Source organism: Nocardiopsis halotolerans DSM 44410 (assembly GCF_000341065.1).
GTDB lineage: Bacteria > Actinomycetota > Actinomycetes > Streptosporangiales > Streptosporangiaceae > Nocardiopsis > Nocardiopsis halotolerans.
Genome location: NZ_ANAX01000207.1, coordinates 1 through 18,747 on the forward strand (window position 1 = coordinate 1; position 18,747 = coordinate 18,747).

Consider the following 18,747-nt stretch of genomic DNA (forward strand, 5'->3'; position numbering starts at 1 on the left):
AGCCCGCTTTCGCTCCGCCTGAGGGCGCCCCCGCGCAGCCTGGTTACGGACAGCCCTCGGGTGCCCAGTCCCCGTACGCGCCCCAGCCCGGATACGCCCATCCGTCCGGCGGACAGCCCGCCCACGGCCAGCAGCAGCCCGGTTTCGCCCCGCCCGAGGGCGCCCCCGCACAGCCCGGGCAGGGGCAGCAGGCCGCCCACGGCCAGCAGCCGGGTGCTCCGTCGCCGTACGCTCCGCAGCCGGAACAGGGCCAGCCGGGCTACGGGCAGCCCTCCGGCGCCCAGTCCCCGTACGCTCCGCCCCAGGAGTACGCCCAACAGCCCTACGGCCAGCCCCAACAGCCCCAGCAGGCGTTCGGGCAGCCGCAGCAGCCCCCGTACCCGGGCGCTCCCGCGGCGTACGGACAGCCGGGCGTCCAGGGCCAGCCCCAGCCGGGCGCCGCCCCGGGCGGCGACGACGGAACGCTGGTGGCGATGCTCGCCCACCTGTCCGGCTTCGTGATCGCCTGCCTGGGATGGATCCCGCCGCTGGCCGTCTACCTCGCCAAGCGCAACCAGTCGCCGTTCGTCCGGCACCACGCCTCGGAGGCGGCGAACTTCCAGATCACCCTGCTGATTCCGTACCTCTTCGCGTGGGTCGTCTTCATCGGTCTGGGTATCTTCTTCCCGGGGCTGTCCTGGATCGGCTCCCTCCTGATCGCCCTGATCTGGATCGTTTCGATCGTTTTCGGCGTCCTAGGTGCCAGTGGTGCCAACAAGGGAACGTGGTACCGCTACCCGGTGAGCATCCGCCTGCTGAAGTGATTCGCTCCCGGATCCGAACCGAGCGCATCCACACGAAGGAACCAAGATGTCCCATCCCAACCAACCACCCGAGGACCCCTACGGCCAGGGCCGTCAGCCGGGCCAGGAGGGCTCCGGCGGTTACCCCTCCCAGCACGGGTACCCCGGCGGCGGATACCCGGGACAGCCGGGCCAGCCCGGTTACCAGCAGGGCGGCTTCCCTCCGCCCCCGCCCGGCCAGCCCGGTTACCAGCAGGGCGGTTACCAGGAGCAGACCGGCGGCTACCAGGCCCACCAGCCANGTACCCTCCGCCGCAGAGCGGTTACGGCCCCTCGTCGGCCACGACCGGCCAGCCCAACCCCGAAGAGCGTCAGATGGGCCTGTTCGCCCACCTGGGCGGCGGCATCCTCGGCTCCGTCGGTTGGGTCGTTCCCCTGATCATCTACCTGACCAAGAAGGACGAGTCCCCCTTCGTCCGCGACCAGGCGTTGCAGGCGCTGAACTTCCAGCTCCTGTTGCTGATCGGCTACGTCATCTCCACCGTCCTGTCCTTCGTCTTCATCGGTTACCTGACCGGTTTCGCCCTCTGGGTCATGGCGGTGATCCTGGGCGTCATGGGCGGCACCGCCGCCAACCGCGGCGAGTGGTACCGCTATCCGTTCAACGTCAGCTGGGTGAAGTAGGACCCGGTGAGCACGACGAGGGGGTCCGGTCGGTGACCGGACCCCCTCCGTGACGTCCGGCTCCCTCAGGTGAGGTCGCGCACCACGGCGTCGGCGAGCAGACGCCCGCGCCGGGTGAGGACCGCGCGGCCCGCCTCGTGGGCTTCGGCGTCCAGCAGGCCCTCGGCGACGGCCCGCTTCGCCGCGTCGCGGCCGTGCGGTTCGAGCAGGTCCAGCGGGCAGCCCCGGTCCACGCGCAGTTCCAGCAGGATCCGCTCGAAGCGGCGCTCCTCCTCGGTGAGCACCTCGCGGGCCAGGCCGGGGCTGTCCCCGGCGGTCAGGCGGGCGGCGTAGGCGGCCGGATGCTTGACGTTCCACCAGCGGGTACCGCCCACGTGGCTGTGCGCCCCCGGCCCCACACCCCACCAGTGGCCGCCGGTCCAGTACAGGAGGTTGTGCCTGCTGCGCCCCTCGGCCGTGCGCGCCCAGTTGGACACCTCGTAGGCGGTGAATCCGGCGTCGGCGAGGATCTCGTCGGCCATGAGGTAGCGGTCGGCCATCGTGTCGTTGTCGGGCTCGGTGAGCTCGCCCCTGCGGACCCGGGCGGCCAGGCGCGTGCCCTCCTCGACGATGAGCGAGTAGGCGGAGACGTGGTCGGGGCCCGCGGAGACCGCGGCGGCGAGGGAGGCCCGCCAGTCGTCGTCGCTCTCTCCGGGCGTGCCGTAGATCAGGTCCAGGTTGACGTGCTCGAACCCGGCCCGCCTCGCCCACTCCACGCACTGCTCCGGGCGGCCGGGCGTGTGGCCGCGCTCCAGCACGCGCAGCACGTGCGGGCGGGCGCTCTGCATGCCGAAGGACACGCGGGTGAACCCGGCCTCGCGCAGCCGTGCCAGGTAGTCCGGGGTGACCGTTTCGGGGTTGGCCTCGGTGGTCAGCTCGGCGTCGGGGGTGAACCCGAAGCGGTCGCGGACGGCGGCGACGACCCGCCCCAGGTCCTCGGCGGACAGCAGGGTGGGTGTTCCGCCGCCCACGAACACCGTGCTGACCGGCGGGCGCTCCCCCGTCAGGACCCGGTCGGCCAGCGCGACCTCCGCGATCGCCTGGTCGGCGTAGGTGTCGCGGGAGGCGGTGGCGGTGCCGTCGCGGGAGACCAGTTCCTCGGCCGTGTAGGTGTTGAAGTCGCAGTAGCCGCAGCGGGTGACGCAGAAGGGCACGTGGACGTAGAACCCGAGGGGTCGCCCGCCGAGTTCGGCGAGGGACTGCCCGGGCAGTTCCCCGGTGCGCGGTACGGGATCGCCGTCGAGGGCAACGGAAGGCATGACTCCAGTGTCACCGACCGGACGGTGTGCCCCGGTCCCCGACCGGGGGCGGGGTCAGACGCGGGACTGGTCGGCCGGGGTCCGCTCGGGGGTGGTGTCGATCTGTGTGGCGGGGGCGGGGGTGCCGGGGGCGTGCCTTCTGGCGGGGGCCATGGCGGTGGAGCCGCGGACGACCAGTTCGGGGTCGAAGACGTACTCGGTGTGGGAGACGGCGTGCCCGGCGATCTCGTCGCACAGGGCGCGCACGGCGGCCAGCGCCATGGCGTTGACCGGCTGGCGGACGGTGGTCAGCGGGGGGTCGGTGAAGGCGATGAGCTGGGAGTCGTCGTAACCCACCACCGAGAAGTCCTGGGGGACGCGCAGGCCGCGCTGGCGGGCGGCGCGGATGGCGCCCAGGGCCATCATGTCCGAACCGCAGACCATGGCGGTGACGCCGCGTTCGATGAGCCTGCTGGCGGCGGCGTGGCCGCCCTCCACCCCGAACAGCGACAGCTCCACGAGGTCCTGGCCGTCCAGCCCGTGCTGGGCCAGGGCCTGGTGGTACCCGGCGAGTTTGCGGCGGACCGGGACGTAGCGTTCGGGGCCGCTGGTGAAGCCGATGCGGGTGTGGCCGAGGGCGACGAGGTGGTTGACGGCCAGGCGCCCGGACTCCCGGTCGTCGCAGGAGATGAAGGCGGCGGGGATGGCCTCGGAGAATCCGTTGACCAGCACGATCGGCAGTCGCCGGGAGACCAGGGCCTGGTAGCGCTCGTGGGGGGCGGTGGCGTCGGCGTGGCGCCCGGAGACGAAGAGGATTCCGGAGACGTTGCGCTCCAGGAGCAGCTCCACGTACTCGTCCTCCGTTATCCCGCCGGGGGTCTGGGTGCACAGCACGGGCGTGTACCCGCGCTGGGCGAGCGCCCCCTCGGCCGCCTGGGCGAACATCGGGAAGACCGGGTTCTCCAGTTCGGGTATGACCATGCCGACCAGCCCGGCGGAACGCTGCCGTAGTCGGGCGGGGCGTTCGTAACCGAGGACGTCCAGCGCCGTCAGGACGGCCTTGCGGGTGTCGCTGCCGACCCCCGGCTTGTCGTTGAGCACCCGCGAGACGGTCGCCTCGCTGACGCCTGCGTGCCGCGCTATGTCGGCAAGTCGTGGACCCATGAGGGCAACTCTAGTCGAGATCGCCGTCACATGGCCGAAAGTTGGCGGTAATCTTGCGCAAGAACTTGCATTCGCCACAGGAAGGCCCCCCGCTGATGGAGCCTCAGTCGCACTGGTGGCGTGACGCGGCCATCTACCAGATCTACGTGCGCAGCTTCGCCGACTCCAACGGTGACGGGGAGGGCGACCTCGCCGGCATCCGCGAGCGTCTCCCCCACCTGGTCGAGCTCGGCGTGGACGCGATCTGGCTGACCCCGTTCTACGTCTCCCCCCTCGCCGACGGCGGTTACGACGTCGCCGACTACCGCGACGTCGATCCCCGCTTCGGCACCCTGGAGGACTTCGACGCCCTCCTGGCCTCCGCCCACGACCTGGGCATCCGCCTGATCATCGACATCGTTCCCAACCACTCCTCCTCCGCCCACCAGTGGTTCCGCGAGGCCGTGGCCGCCGAGCCGGGTGACCACGCCCGATCGCGGTACGTCTTCCGGGACGGTCGGGGTCCTGACGGGGAGCAGCCGCCGAACAACTGGAAGTCGATCTTCGGCGGTCCGGCGTGGACCCGCCTCAAGCGGCCCGACGGCACCCCCGAGCAGTGGTACCTGCACCTGTTCGACCCCGAGCAGCCCGACTTCGACTGGACCAGCCAGGAGGTGCACGACGAGTTCGACGACGTGCTGCGCTTCTGGCTGGACCGGGGCGTGGACGGGTTCCGCATCGACGTCGCGCACGGCATGGTCAAGGACCCGGCGCTGCCCGACATCGCCGAGGACGCCAAGGCCGACATGCTCGACGGCAGCACCTCGCTGCCGTACTTCGACCAGGACGGCGTGCACGAGATCTACCGCCGCTGGTCGCGGATCGCGGCCGAGTACCCGGGCGACCGCGCCCTGGTGGCCGAGGCGTGGGTGGAGGACGCCCAGCGGGTGGCCCGCTACCTGCGCCCGGACGAGCTGCACCAGGCGTTCAACTTCGAGTACCTGACCGCGCCGTGGGACGCCGACCGTCTGCGCGAGGTCATCGACGTGTCCCTGGCCGCCAACGGCGCGGTGGGCGCGACCACCACGTGGGTGCTGTCCAACCACGACGTGACCCGCCACGTGACCCGCTTCGGCGGCGGCGAGCAGGGGCTGCGCCGGGCGCGCGCGGCGACGCTGCTGATGCTGGGCCTGCCCGGCTCGGTGTACATGTACCAGGGCGAGGAGCTGGGCCTTCCCGAGGTCACCGACCTGCCCGAGGACGCGCTCCAGGACCCGACCTGGGAGAGGTCGGGCCGCACCGACCGCGGCCGGGACGGCTGCCGTGTGCCGCTTCCGTGGACGGGCGGGGACGCCCCGTACGGGTTCGGCCCCGAGGGAAGCGTCCCGTGGCTGCCGATGCCCGAGGGCTGGGGTGAGCTGTCCAGGGCCGCCCAGCGCGGCGTGGAGGGCTCGACCCTGGAGCTGTACACGAAGGCGCTGGGCCTGCGCCGGGAGTTGGACGCGCTCGGCGACGGCTCCATGAACTGGCTGGACGCGCCCGGCGACGTGCTCCACTTCGAGCGCGAGCCCGGTGTGCGCGTCGCGGTCAACCTCTCCGGTGAGCCGGTGGAGATCGCGGCCAAGGGCGAGGTGCTGCTGTCTAGCGGACCGGTCGACGAGCCGACCGGGGACACCCTGAAGCTGCCCGCCGAGACGGCGGTGTGGCTGCGCGGCTGAGTCCGCGCGCGGTGCCGGGCCCCGGCCCGGCACCGCCCTCCCTCCACCCCGCCCCCTTCCCCCCGACCCGTCCGGCGGCGCCCCGTCAGGGCCTCGCCGTATCCCCGGAGGCCGCTGTGAGGTCCCTTCCACCCTTCCGTCTCCCCCTCCTCTCCACCGCGTGCGTGGTGGCGCTCGCCCTGACCGCGTGCTCCACCGAGAACGGCTCGGGCACGGATCCGACCGAACGGGTCATCACCGTGTGGGCCGACGACGAGCGCGCCATGGCCCTGACGACCTTCGCCGAGGCCTACTCGCGTACCGCGGACGCGCGGGTGGAGATCATCGTGGTCGACCACGAGGAGCTGCGCGCCAGCTTCCTGAGCACCCACACGAGCGGTATGGGACCGGACGTCCTGGTCGGTCCGCACGACTGGACCGGCGAGCTGGCCGCGGCGGGTGCGATCGCCCCGGTCGGCCTGGGCCCGGAGGACACCGACGCGTTCACTCCGGGCGCGTTGGAGGCCGTCACCCACGAGGGGCGCGTGTACGGGGTCCCCTACGCCACCGAGAACGTGGCGCTGATACGCAACACCGACCTGGCCCCGGAGGCCCCCGAGACCTTCGAGGAGCTGGTGGAGACGGGTACGGCGCTGGTTCGGTCGGGCCGGGCCGAGCGTGTGCTGAGCCTCCAGATCGGCGAGGAGGGCGACGCCTACCACCTGCATCCGCTGTTCACCTCGGCGGGCGGTTACCTGTTCGGGGAGGACGGGAACGGCGGTCCCGACCCCTCCAACCTGGGAGTGGCGTCCCCGGAGTCGGTGACGGCCTTCGAGCGGCTGGCCGAGCTGGGCGAGGCGGGCTCGGGGGTGTTGAGCCGGGAGGTCGACGCGACCGCCGCGACCGATCTGTTCGTCAGCGGCGCGGCGCCGTTCCACGTCACCGGCCCGTGGAGCGTGGCACCGATCAAGGAGGCCGGGATCCCGTACGCCATCGGCCCGGTTCCGCCCTTCGCCGAGGGCGGTCCGGCCCGCCCGCTGATCGGCGTGCAGACCTTCTTCGTCTCCTCCGGCGCCTCGGACCCGGGGTTGGCGGAGGAGTTCGCGTCCGACTTCGTGGCCGATCCGGCGTTCTCGGTGACCCTCTACGACGCCGACCCCCGGGTTCCGGCGCTGCTGGCGGCCCTGGAACAGGTCGCGGAGCACAACCCGGACCTGGAGGCGTTCCAGCGCGCCGGCGAGGAAGGGGTGCCGATGCCCGCGATCCCCGAGATGGACGCGGTGTGGGGACCGTTCGGGCAGGCGGGCGCGGACATCATCGGCGGCGCGGACCCCGCGTCGACGCTGGCCGGGGCCGAGGCGCAGATCAGAGCCGGGATCGAGTAGTCCGCACCGGCATGTTCAATGGTGTTACTAAATGCCTGATCATCACAGGAACGATCAGCCGTCCGTCACCGCTCCGCCACCCAGAGCACGAGGTCACGCGCTCGTTTCCACGGCGTTTCCACATCTTTATGCAGAAGCCCCGCAAACTCTTTCAAAGCTTGCAAGTTATTGCTAGCGTCACATCACCACGCATGCTCGCGACGGACCCGGGGCCACCGCCGGAACGCATGCGCGACCTCCTCAGCACGGCCTCCCGGAAGGAAAACAGCATGAGATTCCGCATCGCACCAGCGGTCACGGGCATCGCCGCGATCGCACTGATGGCGACCGCGTGCGGCGGTGGCGCCGACGAGGGCGGGGAGAACACCTCCCAGGGCAGCCTCCTCATCTGGTCCGACCCCGAGCGCGCCGACGCCATCAAGGCGGCGGCCGCGGAGTTCGCCGAGACCAACGGCATCGAGGTCGAGGTCCAGGGCCTGTCCTTCGGCGACATCCAGGGCGACCTGCTCAACGCCCACCAGGCCGGGAACGCCCCCGACGTCTTCATCGGCGCGCACGACTGGACCGGAAACCTGGTGCGCAACGGCGCCGTGCAGCCCATCGAGCTGCCCCAGGACCGCGCCTCCGGTCTGGACGAGACCGCGCTGGAGGCCCTCCAGTACGACGGCCAGCTCTTCGGTGTGCCGTACTCGCAGGAGAACATCTTCCTCATGCGCAACACCGACCTGGCTCCGGAGGCCCCCGAGACCTTCGAGGAGATGGTCGAGGTCGGCACCGAACTCAAGGAGTCCGGTGAGACCAGCGAGGTCCTGTCCATGGCCGTGGGCCAGGAGGGCGACCCCTACCGGATGCAGGCGCTGTTCTCCTCCGCGGGCGGCTACCTCTTCGGCAGGGACGACCAGGGCGACTGGGACCCGACCGACCTGGGCTTGGGCTCGGACGAGTCGATCGCGGCCATGGAGAAGGTCGCCGAGTACGGCGAGGCCGGGGAGGGCGTGCTGCGCCGCTCCATCAGCACCGACAACGACGCCGCGCTCTTCTACGAGGGCGACGCCCCCTTCTTCGTGGCGGGCCCGTGGAACATCGCCGACGCCAACGAGGCGGGCGTCGAATACGAGATCAGCGCCATCCCCGGCTTCGAGGGTGAGGAGCCCGCCAGCCCCTACATCGGCTACCAGGCCTTCTTCGTCACCGAGGGCAGCGACAACAGCGCCCTGGCCCAGGAGTTCGTGACCAACTACGTCACCGACACCGAGTTCGTCCTCAGCCTCTACGAGGCCGACCCGCGCATGCCGGTGCAGACCGAGGCCCTGGAGAGCGTCTCGGCCGACGACCCCAACGTCGCCGCGATCGCCGAGGCCGGCGCCGAGGGCACGCCGATGCCGTCCATCCCGGAGATGGGCGAGACCTGGGAGCCGCTCGGCATCGCCCAGGCCGCGATCATCGGCGGAACCGACGTCCGTGAGGCCATGGAGAGCGCCCACGACACGATCGCCTCGCAGATCGGCGAGTAGCGGTGGCCTTCGAGAAGAACGCGGGCGCCTCCTCCCGGGGGGCGCCCGCCCGCACGCCCCTGCCGGGCGGCCGTTTCGCCGGAAACGGCTCGCTGGGCGGGCAACTCGTCAAGATCGCCCTCCTCGGCCTGTTCACCGCCCTGGGCGTGTGGGCCGTCCTGCCCCTGTACGTGGCGGGCAACTGGTGGGGCATCGGCCTGGTCGTGGCCGTGGTCGGACTCGTCTACTGGGTCTACCTGTCCAAGCGCACCGTCCCGGCCAAGTACCTGCTCCCGGGCGTACTCTTCCTGGCGGCCTTCCAGGTCCTGCCGGTGCTCTACACGATGAGCACCTCGGTGACCAACCTCAGCGACGGCCACCGGGGCGGCAAGGAACAGGCCATCGCCTCGATCGAGGCGTACTCGGTGACCAGCGCGGAGGGGGCCGAGGAGTACGCCCTGACCGTGGCGACCACCGGCTCGCCCGAGAGCGGTGACCTGGTCTTCCTGCTCACCGACTCCGAGGGGCGGGCCTACGCCGGGACCGAGGAGGGGCTCACCGGGATCGACGGCGCGACGGTCGGGCCCTCGGGCAGGGTCACCGAGGCCTTCGGCTACACGATCCTGTCCCCCACCGAGGTCAACGCGCGCAGCGACGAACTCCAGGAGTTCGCCGTCCCCACCGGTGAGGGCACGGGTATCCGCTCCAGCGGACTGTCCACCGCCTTCGAGGGCACCGCGACCCGCGTCTACGACGCGGGGTGCGACTGCGTCACCGACTCCGAGACCGGGGTCGTCTACCACGCGGACAACGAGCGCGGCGCGTTCTACGACGAGGACGGACAGCGGCTGGCCCAGGGCTGGCAGGTCAACGTGGGCTTCGAGAACTTCGCCCACTTCCTGTTCAACCCGACCTTCGCGTCGTCGTTCTTCACCATCCTGCTGTGGAACATCGCCTTCGCCTTCTCCGTCACCTTCCTGGTGTTCGTGGTGGGCCTGGCGGTCGCGCTCGTCCTGCACACGCCGAAGCTGCGCGGCAGGATCGCGTACCGGGTCCTGGTGGTCCTGCCGTACGCGATGAGCTCGCTGGCGATGTTCCTGCTGTGGCGGGACATGTTCAACACCGACTTCGGCCTGTTCAACCGGATCCTCGGCCTGGAGGTGGACTGGCTGGGCGACCCGTGGACGGCCCGGGCGGCGGTGATCCTGGCCAACGTCTGGCTGGGTTACCCGTACATGTTCCTGGTGGCCACCGGCGCCCTCCAGGCCATCCCGCGCGAACTCGGGCAGGCGGCGCAGATCGACGGCGCGGGTCCCTGGCAGTCGTTCCGGCACGTGACCCTGCCGCTCCTGATGGTCGCGATGACGCCGATCCTGGTGTCGACGTTCGCGTTCAACTTCAACAACTTCAACGCCGTGTGGCTGATCACCAGTGGAGGTCCCTTCTCACCGGACAACCCCACGGCCGGCGCCACCGACCTGCTCATCACGTACACCTACCGGCTCGCCTTCAACGAGGCCACCGCCCAGTACGGGTACGCGGCGGCGCTGTCGGTGATGATCTTCCTGATCGTGTCGGTGATGTCCGTGGTCAGCCTCGGCAGGAGCAAGGCCCTCAAGGAGGTGGACTGATGGCGGTCCAGACCCCCGGGGCGGTACGCGCGCCCTACAAGCGCACCACCGGAGTCCGTCTGAGCCTGTGGGCCCGCAGGTACGGCTGGCGGCACGTGGTGATGCTCGCGGTCGTGGCCTTCGCGGTCTTTCCGGTGCTGTTCGTGGTGTCGGCGGCGCTCAACCCGCTGGGCACGCTGTCCAGCGCGCAGCTGTGGCCGACCGGGGCCAGCATGGAGAACGCCGTCGACCTGTTCACCAACACCCCGTTCACCACCTGGTACGCGAACTCGCTGTTCTTCGCCTTCGCCAACGCCGCCGTGACGGTGCTGCTGTCGGCGCTGGCCGCGTACGCGTTCAGCCGGATGCGCTTCCGCGGTCGCAGGGTGGGGCTGATCGGACTCCTGGTGATCCAGATGTTCCCGCAGTTCCTGGCGATCGTGGCGATCTACCTGATGTTCTCCACGCTCGGCGACTACTACCCGGCGGTCGGCTTCGACACCCGGTGGGGACTGCTGCTGGTGTACCTGGGCGGTGCGCTGAGCATCAACACGTGGATGATGAAGGGCTTCTTCGACACCGTGCCGAAGGAGCTGGACGAGTCCGCGCAGATGGACGGCGCCTCGCACGCACAGGTGTTCTTCCGGATCATGGTGCCGCTGGTCACCCCGGTGCTGGCGATCGTGGGACTGCTGGTGTTCATCGCGACCATCAACGAGTTCCTGCTGGCGAGCGTGTTCCTGCGTGACACCGACGCCAAGACGCTGGGGCTGGGGCTCTACCAGCTGGTCGACTCGCAGCGCAACGCGAACTTCGGGATGTTCGCGGTGGGCGCCATCATGCTGTCCCTGCCCACCCTCGCGGTGTTCTGGTTCCTCCAGCGCTACATCACCGAGGGCCTGACCGCCGGAGCGGTCAAGGGCTGAGACGGCCCCGGGAACGTGGAAGGGGCGCCCCGCTCGGGGCGCCCCTTCCGTGTGACGCGACTACTTCTTCTTCTTGTCGTCGGAGCCGCCGGTGTCGGTGGACAGCGCGGAGATGAAGGCCTCCTGGGGCACCTCGACGCGCCCGACCATCTTCATCCGCTTCTTGCCCTCCTTCTGCTTCTCCAGCAGCTTGCGCTTACGGCTGATGTCACCGCCGTAGCACTTGGAGAGCACGTCCTTGCGGATCGCGCGGATGTTCTCGCGGGCGATCACCCGGGCGCCGATGGCCGCCTGGACGGGTACCTCGAACTGCTGCCGGGGGATGAGCTCGCGCAGCTTCTTGGTCATCTCCACGCCGTAGGCGTAGGCCTTTTCCCTGTGCACGATCGCGGAGAAGGCGTCGACCGCCTCGCCCTGGAGCAGGATGTCGACCTTGACCAGGTCGGAGAGCTTCTCGTGGGTGGGCTCGTAGTCCAGGGACGCGTACCCCTTGGTACGGGACTTGAGCTGGTCGAAGAAGTCGAAGACGATCTCGGCCAGGGGCAGTGTGTAGCGCATCTCCACGCGGTCCTCGGACAGGTAGTCCATGCCCTGGAGGTCGCCGCGCCGCTCCTGGCACAGCTCCATGATCTGGCCGATGTGCTCGGCGGGGCTGAGCAGCGTGCCCTTGACCATCGGCTCGTAGATCCCGGCGATCTTCCCGGCCGGGAACTCGCTGGGGTTGGTGACCGTGTGCTCCTCGCCGTCCTCCATCTCCACGCGGTAGATCACGTTGGGCGCGGTGGAGATCAGGTCCAGGTTGAACTCCCGCTCCAGGCGGGCCCGGGTGATCTCCAGGTGGAGCAGGCCGAGGAAGCCGCAGCGGAAGCCGAANGGCGGCGGAGGTCTCCGGCTCGAACGCCAGGGCCGCGTCGTTGAGCTGGAGCTTCTCCAGGGCGTCGCGCAGCACCGGGTAGTCGGTGCCGTCGATCGGGTACAGGCCCGAGAACACCATGGGCTTGGGCTCCTGGTAGCCCGCGAGCATGTCGGTGGCGGGCCTGTTCAGGGAGGTGATGGTGTCACCCACCTTGGACTGGCGCACGTCCTTCACACCGGTGATGACGTAGCCGACCTCGCCCACGCCCAGGCCGTCGCACTTGGTGGGCTCGGGCGAGCTGACACCGATCTCCAGGATCTCGTGCGAGGCTCGGGTGGACATCATCTGGATGCGCTCGCGCGGGCCGAGCTTGCCGTCCACGACACGGACGTAGGTGACCACGCCGCGGTAGGTGTCGTAGACCGAGTCGAAGATCATCGCGCGGGCGGGCGCGTCGGCCTCACCGACCGGCGGCGGGATCTGGTTGACGATCTCGTTGAGCAGCTCCTCGACGCCCTCACCGGTCTTGGCGCTGACCTTGAGCACGTCGGAGGGCTCGCAGCCGATGATCCCGGCGAGCTCCTCGGCGTACTTCTCCGGCTGCGCGGCCGGGAGGTCGATCTTGTTGAGCACCGGGATGATGGTGAGGTCGTTCTCCAGCGCCATGTACAGGTTGGCCAGGGTCTGCGCCTCGATGCCCTGCGCGGCGTCCACCAACAGGACGGCGCCCTCACAGGCGGCCAGGGAGCGCGAGACCTCGTAGGTGAAGTCGACGTGCCCCGGGGTGTCGATGAGGTCGAGCGTGTAGTGCTGGTCGTCGAGCGCGGTGAAGGGGATCCGGACCGCCTGCGACTTGATGGTGATGCCGCGCTCGCGCTCGATGTCCATGCGGTCCAGGTACTGGGCGCGCATCTGGCGGTCCTCGACGACCCCGGTGATCTGGAGCATCCGGTCGGCCAGCGTCGACTTGCCATGATCGATGTGCGCGATGATGCAGAAGTTGCGGATCAGCGCGGGATCGGTCCAGTTCGGCTGTTTCGGCTGTGCCACCGTGCTCCGTTCACAGGTCGGGTCCGGGTCGTGTGCGCCTCGCGGCGGCGTCGCCCCGCCGCGGCGTGGGTCCACGGCATCGTCCATCATCCCACGGCGGCGGGTCACCCTCTGACGGGGACGGCCGCGGTCCGTGCGGCAGTATGGGGCCGCGGGTGTGGGACTCGTGTCCAGATTATGCGACCCGGAGGCGGGAACGGGCCTGCGCGCGGCCCGGCACGTGGGAGGAGCGGGCGGTTGAGGTGGCTGTTGACACGGTTGCTGGCGGGTGTGGCCGCGATCGCGGTCGTGGCGGCGGGCGCGGCGGTGCTGCTCGCCTCCCGGTTCTCGGGTGAACCGGCGTCGTGGGCGGTCTCCCAGGGTACCGACGCGGCGTGGGTGGGCTCGTGGGAGGACACCACCGGCCTGGAGCGGGTGCTCGACACCGGCGGGGTGGACACGGTGTACGTGTACGCGGGTGACATCGACGCCGAGGGCGCGGTCGAACGGGTGGAGGGCACCGGAGCGCTGCTGTCCTGGCTGGAGGAGGAGTACCCCGACGTGCGCGCGCTGGCGTGGCTGCGGCACGTGGTGAGCGGGTCGTCGCTGATCCGGGACCGGCTCGACGAGGAGGCCCGTCAGGCACTCGCCCCGGCAGTCGCCGAGGTGGCCGCCGACGGGTTCGCGGGCGTGCACCTGGAGATCCGGCCGGTGACCGTGAACGACCCGTCGATCCCCACGCTCATGTCGATGGTGCGCGGGGAGTTGGGCGAGGACCCGGTCCTGTCGGTGCGGGCCCACCACGTGGAACTGGTGCCGGGTGGGCGGGTGCCCTCGTACGTTCTGAACCAGGAGGAGAAGTACTGGTCCAAGGGGTACCTGAACCGTGTGACCGAGCACGCGGACGAGGTGGTGCTGCCGGGGGTGGGCGCCGGGATGCCCGGTGACGCGCTGTACGGCGGGTTCGTGGTGCGGCAGGTGACCGAGGCGGTGACGGCCCTGCGGGGACGTGGGGACGTGACGGTGCGGTTCGGCCTGCCCACGTACGACGGCGACGGCGAGTGGGCTCCCGAGGACGCGGACGAGTCGGTGGTGACCGCGCTGGAGGCCGTCAGGTTGGGCGTGACCGAGGCCGACCCTCCGGAGGGGATGACGCTGGGGGTGGCGTTCTACCTGGGGAACGAGGCGGACGAGGAGGACGTGGCCGCCTACGCCGAGGGGTGGTTGCTCCCATAGGGACCAAAGCGGTCGAGGGCTCCTGAGGTCACTTGAGGTCACTGAGTAAGGCATACTGGAAGTCCGTGTCTCGGACTTCCACGTTCGAATTTGAGCCCTGTGGACTCACACACCCTGCGCCGTCGCCCACGCTGGCCTCTCGCGGAACGGCTGCCCGCGAGCTGGGCCGCATGGTCCGACCGGCGCGATGATCAGAGCAACTGGAGCACGTTTTCGCATGGCCAACATCAAGTCGCAGAAGAAGCGCATCCGGCAGAACGAGAAGGCTCGTGTCCGCAACCAGGCGGTGCGCTCCTCGCTGAAGACGGCCGTTCGCAGGTTCCGTGAAGCTGCCGAGGCCGGGGACGTGGAGAAGGCCACCGTCGCGCAGCGCACCGCCGCCCGCGCCCTGGACAAGGCGGTCAGCAAGGGCGTCATCCACAAGAACCAGGCCGCGAACCGCAAGAGCGCGATCGCCAAGCGCCTGCACGGCCTCCAGTCCGCCTGAGACTGACGGCCCGACCCGGTCCGGTGCTCGACACCGGGCCGGGTTTTTCCTTGCGCGCGTTCCGTCGACGTCCATGCGGGTGAGAGCACCGGACCGGGAGTTTTCCACAGGCTGAGAACGACTGATGACACAGCGTTTCCGGCTTTCTAACGTGGTCCTATGACTGTTCAGCGCCGTACCCGGCGCCGCTCCCCCGCGCCCGACCAGCACGACCGGCTCCGCGCACTCACCCTGGAGACCTCCCCAGCCGCCCGACGTCTGCGGGCGCGTATCCCCCGGCCGCCCGTGGAGCCCGCGCCGCCGGCCGGCGGCGTCTCACCGGTCCCGAGCCCTCCCTACGCGGTGCCCGGGACGGACACCCCGTACCGGCCTCCGGCGTCCGCTGACGCTCCTTCCCGGGGACACGTGCCCCGCCCACCGGGTACGCCCCACCGCGGACGTGCGTCCGCTCCCTCGACCGGGACCGCCGGCCGGCCCCCGGGCGCGCTCTTCCGGGGCCACGCTCCCACGACCATGTCGCGGAAGGACCTCCGCGACCGCGCCGATCGCGTCTCGGCCACTGTCTCCTCCGCCCCCGCCGTCGGGTCTTCGACCGGGACCGCCGGTCGTACCCGCACCGCCCATCCAGGGTTCTGGGGGGCCTCCCGCGACCGCACCGATCGCACCTCCGCCACGGCCTCCTCCGAACCAACCACAGGACCCTCCCAGGAGACCGCCGAAGACCGTGCGGCCCGGCCTTCGCCCACCACCGGTCCTCGGAGCACGCCGAAGGAGCACGCACCGAGCGACTCCGTGCTCCGGGAGCGGGAGGCCCGAACCCCCACCGGAGCCCCCGGCCGGGGCCGCGACGCCGCCCGGCCCGCGGACCGGGCCCCCGACGCCTGGCCCGAACGCGATCCCGAGGACCTGCTCTCCGTGTGCCCTCCCCCACGTCCGGGACGGGCCCCGGCGAAGGACCGCGCACCCGCCACGGGGAAGGCTGCCCACGGCGGGGTCCGCGCGTTCGCTCCCGGTTCCCGGCGCGGCCCGGGCGAGGGGCGGCACCGGCGTCCGGAACGTCCGCCGTCGGGGTACGCGGAGTTCGACCCCGCACCGTCCGGCCCGCTCCTGGAGAGGCTGTCCCGGTGGTGGACGCCCGGGGCGGCCCTGTCCAGGCGGGCGGTGGTCGCGCTGATCGTGCTGGGGGCGCTGGCCGTCGCCCTGGTGCTGGCCCTGTACCACCGACCGGCCACGGTGCCCACGCCGGAGATGACCACCCGTGCCGCGCCCGCCCCCGTCACGGAGGCGAACGGCGCCGCGGAGGCCTCCGAGGGGAACGGGGGGACGGAAGCCCCGGCTCCGGAGGAGGACCTGGTGGTGCACGTGGGCGGCGAGGTGGACGAACCGGGTCTGTACACGTTGCCTCCGGGGTCGCGCGTCGCCGACGCCGTGGAGAGGGCCGGTGGCGCGCTGCCCGACGCCGACCTCGACCTGCTCAACCTGGCGCGCCCGCTGGTCGACGGCGAACAGGTCCTGGTGGGCGTCCCCGGGGCCGCTGGCGGTCCCGGGGACGGCACGCCGGGGCCCACCGGGTTGGTGAACGTCAACCGGGCCGACAGGGCGTTACTGGACACCCTGCCGGGTGTCGGCGCGGTGATCGCCGACAACATCATCGCCCACCGCGAGGAGCACGGCCCCTTCACGAGTGTCGACGACCTGGTCAACGTGGACGGGATCGGCGAGAAGGTGCTCGCCGACCTCGAAGACCGCGTGACGGTGGGGTGAGCGGGAGGTGGTGACGTGGCTGGGAACGGACGCGTACGGACTGGACAGGCCGCCCGACCTGCGTCTCCTGGTTCCCGCGGTGGTGGCCTGGCTCACCGCGCTGGCGGCGCTCGCGGCACCGCCGTGGGCGGCCTGGGCCCTGGGCGGGACGGCGGGATGCGCGGCGGTCGGGCTCCTGGTCGCGGCGCGTCCGCCACTGGAGGCGGTCGCGNNNGGTGGCCGCGGTGACCGGTGTCCACGTGCACCGGGTGGCCCAGAGCGCTGCCCGGGAGGCGGCCGGACACCAGCGGGAGGCGGAGTTCGAGGCGGTGGTGACGGCCGATCCACGGTCGCGGTCGGGGATGCCCCGTCCCGGGAGGGCGGAATGGGTGGTCGAGGCCCGTACCGCGTGGGTGCGGGGCCGGGACGGGGTACGGGCGTCGCGGGCGCCTGTGGTGGTGCTGGCCTCGGGGCGGGGCTGGCACGAGCTGCTGCCCGGGCAGACCTTCCGGGCACGGGGCGTCTTCCTGGGCGCGGAGGACGAACCGCTCACCGCCGCGCTGGTGCTGGTCCGGGGGCCGCCGGAGGGTATGGGCGGCCCCGGCGGGTTGCAGTCCTTCGCCGGTCTGGTGCGGGAGCGGTTGCGTGAGGCCTCCTCCGGGCTGCCCCAGCCCGAACGCGGGCTTCTTCCGGCGCTGATCGTGGGCGACGTGTCCGCGGTGCCCCAGGAGACCGTCGAGGACTTCCGGGCCACCGGAATGACGCACCTGCTCACCGTCTCCGGCGCCAACCTCGCGGTGCTGACCGGCTTCGTGCTGGCGGCGGCCCGGCTGCTGCGGGCTCCGCCGTGGTGTTCGGTGGCGGGCGGTGCGGCGGTGATCTGGGTGTTCGTCCTGGTGTGCCGACCGGAGCCGAGCGTGGTGCGCGCGGCGTTCATGGGGTCTTTGGGACTGCTGGCGCTGGCCACGGGGCGTGCGCACGCGGGGCTCGGCGCGCTGGGCGTCACGGTGGTCGGGGTGCTGTTCGTGGCACCGGGGCTGGCCGCCTCCTTCGGGTTAGCGCTGTCGGTGCTGGCGACCGCGGGCATCCTACTGCTGGTACCGCCGTGGACGCGGGCGTGGTCGGGGTGGCTGCCGCGTCCGGTGGCGGAGGCGTTCGCGGTGGCGGTGGCCGCACAGGTGGCGGTCTCCCCGGTGCTGGTGCTGTTGTCGGGCGAGCTGTCGTGGGTCGCGGTCCCGGCGAACGTGCTGGCCGCCCCGGTGGTCGCGGCGGTGACCGTGGCGGGGTCGGCGGTGGCGGCCCTGGCGGTGCCCTGGCCGGACGCGGCGGCGGTGGCGGCGCACCTGCCCGGTCTGGGGGCGGGCTGGATCGCGGCGGTGGCCGGGGTGGGCGCCCGGGTCCCCCACGGCGCACTGCCGTGGCGGTCCGACCTGGTGGGCGGGCTCTTCCTGGCCGCCGTGTTGGCGGTGCTGGTGTTCACGCACGGACGGTTCCGCCGTGTGTTCGCCGCCGTGGTGGTGGCCGTGCTGGTCCTGGGCCTGGCCGCCCGGTGCGTACCGGGCGGATGGCCGCCGCCGGGGTGGGCGCTGGTGGCGTGCGACGTGGGGCAGGGCACCGCGTTCGTCCTGTCGACGGGCCCCGGATCGGCGGTGGTCGCCGACACCGGTGAGGATCCGGAGATGGTCGACGACTGCCTGGCGCGTCTGGGGGTGCGCGAGGTCCCGCTCCTGGTCCTGAGCCACGACCACGCCGACCACGTGGACGGAACGCCCGGGGTGCTGCGGCATCGGAGGGTGGGCGCCGCGCTGGCGCCGCCGGGGTTCGGTGCCAGCGCCACCGGGCGGTTGCTGGCCGGGGCCGGTGTGGAACTGCTGGAGGCCGAACGCGGCCAGCGGCTGCGGGTGGGGCCGTGGCTGCTGCGCGTGCTGTGGCCGGAACCGGGTTTCACCGGATCGGTGAACGACGCCTCGGTGGTGGTGCGTGCGGACGGGAGGGCGCTGACGGTACTGCTGACCGGCGACATCGAGGAGGAGGCCCAGAGGAGGTTGTTGGAGGGGCCGGACGCCGACCTGCTGCCGGTGACCGTGCTGGCCGTTCCGCACCACGGGGCGGGGACGCAGGTACCCGCCTTCCTGGAGGCCACCGACCCGGTGGTGTCGGTGACCCCGGTGGGCGCGGACAACGACTACGGGCATCCGGCGCCCTTCACGTGGAACGTGCTGGAACGGGTGGCGCGGGTGAACCTGCGCACCGACCGGGACGGGGACGTGGCCGTGCTGGACGGCGACGGCTCCGGACCGGGTGCGGCCGTGGTCCGCGGGCCGGATTCCGCGCGGTGACGGCCTGGAGCCGAACACACTGACGGGACCGCGACCACTGGTGGGGCCGCATCGGCGAAC

General features: G+C 71.5%; 13 protein-coding genes and 2 pseudogenes. 11 read left to right on the top strand and 4 right to left on the bottom strand.

From position 1 onward, the window contains the following. Positions 1-485 (bottom strand): hypothetical protein (locus tag D455_RS35915; RefSeq protein ID WP_206539267.1); only part of this gene is annotated, 485 nt, incomplete at its 3' end. On the opposite strand from D455_RS35915, the gene D455_RS0115880 reads away from it, so the two are divergent. Together D455_RS0115880 and D455_RS35445 are read left to right on the top strand one after the other, a co-directional pair. After that, positions 474-803 (top strand): DUF4870 domain-containing protein, encoded by a 330-nt coding sequence (locus D455_RS0115880; RefSeq protein ID WP_040684914.1) that lies wholly within the window; start codon positions 474-476, stop codon positions 801-803. The genes D455_RS35915 and D455_RS0115880 overlap by 12 nt on opposite strands. Positions 804-1,157: 354 nt before the next feature. Further along, a complete protein-coding gene (locus tag D455_RS35445) occupies positions 1,158-1,466 on the top strand; it encodes a DUF4870 domain-containing protein (RefSeq protein ID WP_017571699.1) in 309 nt (102 codons plus the stop codon). A 65-nt stretch (positions 1,467-1,531) separates the two neighbouring features. On the opposite strand, the gene hemW is transcribed toward D455_RS35445, so the two are convergent. Together hemW and D455_RS0115895 are read right to left on the bottom strand one after the other, a co-directional pair. Then, positions 1,532-2,764: a radical SAM family heme chaperone HemW gene (gene hemW, locus D455_RS0115890; RefSeq protein ID WP_017571700.1), complete on the bottom strand. Its 1,233-nt coding sequence runs from the start codon at positions 2,762-2,764 to the stop codon at positions 1,532-1,534. 54 nt (positions 2,765-2,818) lie between these two features. After that, on the bottom strand, positions 2,819-3,907 hold the full coding sequence (locus D455_RS0115895) for a LacI family DNA-binding transcriptional regulator (protein WP_026122672.1): 1,089 nt from the start codon (positions 3,905-3,907) through the stop codon (positions 2,819-2,821). Positions 3,908-4,002: 95 nt separating this feature from the next. Here D455_RS0115895 and D455_RS0115900 point away from each other — a divergent pair, with 95 nt between their 5' ends. From D455_RS0115900 to D455_RS0115920, 5 genes are all read left to right on the top strand, one after another. Continuing rightward, on the top strand, positions 4,003-5,604 hold the full coding sequence (locus tag D455_RS0115900) for a glycoside hydrolase family 13 protein (protein WP_017571702.1): 1,602 nt from the start codon (positions 4,003-4,005) through the stop codon (positions 5,602-5,604). Positions 5,605-5,720: 116 nt separating this feature from the next. Beyond that, complete coding sequence (locus D455_RS0115905) at positions 5,721-6,968, top strand: sugar ABC transporter substrate-binding protein (protein WP_017571703.1); 1,248 nt, start codon at positions 5,721-5,723, stop codon at positions 6,966-6,968. A gap of 269 nt (positions 6,969-7,237) precedes the next feature. Continuing rightward, positions 7,238-8,482, top strand: a complete 1,245-nt coding sequence (locus D455_RS0115910; protein WP_026122673.1) for a sugar ABC transporter substrate-binding protein — start codon at positions 7,238-7,240, stop codon at positions 8,480-8,482. A gap of 2 nt (positions 8,483-8,484) precedes the next feature. Beyond that, positions 8,485-10,092, top strand: coding sequence for an ABC transporter permease subunit (locus D455_RS0115915; protein WP_017571705.1), 1,608 nt, complete (start codon positions 8,485-8,487; stop codon positions 10,090-10,092). After that, positions 10,092-10,997 carry a sugar ABC transporter permease gene (locus D455_RS0115920; RefSeq protein WP_017571706.1) on the top strand — a complete coding sequence of 302 codons (906 nt, stop codon included), beginning with the start codon at positions 10,092-10,094 and terminating at the stop codon, positions 10,995-10,997. The genes D455_RS0115915 and D455_RS0115920 overlap by 1 nt, the downstream gene beginning before the upstream one ends. A gap of 60 nt (positions 10,998-11,057) precedes the next feature. On the opposite strand, the pseudogene lepA reads toward D455_RS0115920, so the two are convergent. After that, positions 11,058-12,903: pseudogene (gene lepA, locus D455_RS30665) on the bottom strand (translation elongation factor 4). 237 nt (positions 12,904-13,140) lie between these two features. Here lepA and D455_RS0115930 point away from each other — a divergent pair. The 4 genes and pseudogenes from D455_RS0115930 to D455_RS30670 all read left to right on the top strand — a co-directional run bounded on the left by D455_RS0115930 (position 13,141) and on the right by D455_RS30670 (position 18,687). Next, positions 13,141-14,118: a hypothetical protein gene (locus D455_RS0115930; protein WP_026122674.1), complete on the top strand. Its 978-nt coding sequence runs from the start codon at positions 13,141-13,143 to the stop codon at positions 14,116-14,118. 217 nt (positions 14,119-14,335) lie between these two features. Further along, positions 14,336-14,605, top strand: a complete 270-nt coding sequence (gene rpsT / locus D455_RS0115935) for a 30S ribosomal protein S20 (protein ID WP_017571711.1) — start codon at positions 14,336-14,338, stop codon at positions 14,603-14,605. Between the two features lie 792 nt (positions 14,606-15,397). Continuing rightward, entirely contained in the window at positions 15,398-16,369 is a 972-nt protein-coding gene (locus D455_RS0115940; protein WP_017571712.1) for a ComEA family DNA-binding protein, read from the top strand. Between the two features lie 7 nt (positions 16,370-16,376). Beyond that, a pseudogene (locus D455_RS30670) lies at positions 16,377-18,687 on the top strand (ComEC/Rec2 family competence protein). Positions 18,688-18,747: the final 60 nt, after the last annotated feature.